Source organism: Streptomyces sp. NPDC001732 (assembly GCF_053596315.1).
Genome location: NZ_JBSFFY010000198.1, coordinates 1 through 1,454 on the forward strand (window position 1 = coordinate 1; position 1,454 = coordinate 1,454).

Here is a 1,454-nt window from a genome sequence, read left to right on the forward strand (position 1 = left end):
GGACTTCAAGGTCGCCGACCTCTCCCTCGCGGCGTTCGGTCGCAAGGAGATCACCCTGGCCGAGCACGAGATGCCCGGTCTGATGTCGATCCGCAAGGAGTACGCCGCCGCGCGGCCGCTGGCCGGTGCCCGGATCACCGGGTCGCTGCACATGACCGTGCAGACGGCCGTGCTGATCGAGACCCTGGTCGCGCTCGGTGCCGAGGTCCGCTGGGCCTCCTGCAACATCTTCTCCACCCAGGACCATGCCGCCGCGGCCGTTGCCGTGGGCCCGGACGGCACTCCCGAGGCTCCGGCGGGGGTCCCGGTCTTCGCCTGGAAGGGCGAGACGCTGGAGGAGTACTGGTGGTGCACGGAGCAGGCCCTGAGCTGGCCCAACACGCCCACCGGCGGCCCGAACATGATTCTCGACGACGGTGGTGACGCCACCCTCCTCGTCCACAAGGGGGTCGAGTTCGAGAAGGCGGGTGCCGTCCCGGACCCCTCCACCGCGGACAGCGAGGAGTACGCCCACATCCTCACCCTGCTGAACCGCACCCTGGGCGAGTCCCCGCAGAAGTGGACCCGGCTGGCGTCGGAGATCCGTGGGGTGACGGAGGAGACGACGACGGGGGTGCACCGGCTGTACGAGATGCACCGTGAGGGCACGCTGCTCTTCCCGGCGATCAATGTGAACGATGCCGTGACGAAGTCGAAGTTCGACAACAAGTACGGCTGCCGGCACTCGCTGATCGACGGGATCAACCGGGCCACGGACGTGCTGATCGGCGGCAAGACCGCGGTGGTGTGCGGGTACGGGGACGTGGGCAAGGGCTGCGCGGAGTCGCTGCGCGGCCAGGGTGCCCGGGTGATCGTGACGGAGATCGACCCGATCTGCGCGCTGCAGGCGGCGATGGACGGCTACCAGGTCGCCACGCTGGACGACGTGGTGGGCCAGGCCGACATCTTCGTCACCACGACCGGCAACAAGGACATCATCATGGCCTCCGACATGGCCAGGATGAAGCACCAGGCCATCGTGGGGAACATCGGCCACTTCGACAACGAGATCGACATGGCGGGCCTGGCGCAGATCGAGGGCATCGTCAAGGACGAGGTCAAGCCCCAGGTCCACACCTGGACCTTCCCCGACGGCAAGGTCCTCATCGTGCTGTCCGAGGGCCGCCTGCTCAACCTGGGCAACGCCACCGGCCACCCCTCGTTCGTCATGTCCAACTCCTTCGCGGACCAGACCCTGGCCCAGATCGAGCTGTACACCAAGCCCGAGGAGTACCCCACCGACGTCTACGTCCTGCCCAAGCACCTGGACGAGAAGGTCGCCCGCCTCCACCTCGACGCCCTCGGCGTCAGGCTGACCACCCTGCGCCCGGAGCAGGCCGCGTACATCGGTGTCGAGGTCGAGGGCCCGTACAAGCCCGACCACTACCGCTACTGACCCCACCACCACTGACCCC

General features: G+C 68.0%; 1 protein-coding gene. It reads left to right on the forward strand.

Annotated features, from left to right (window positions below; translation table 11 throughout):
* The coding region (ahcY, locus tag ACWCXX_RS41340; RefSeq protein ID WP_451136475.1) for an adenosylhomocysteinase at positions 1 to 1,435 on the forward strand (1,435 nt) is incomplete at its 5' end.
* Positions 1,436 to 1,454 lie beyond the last annotated feature (19 nt).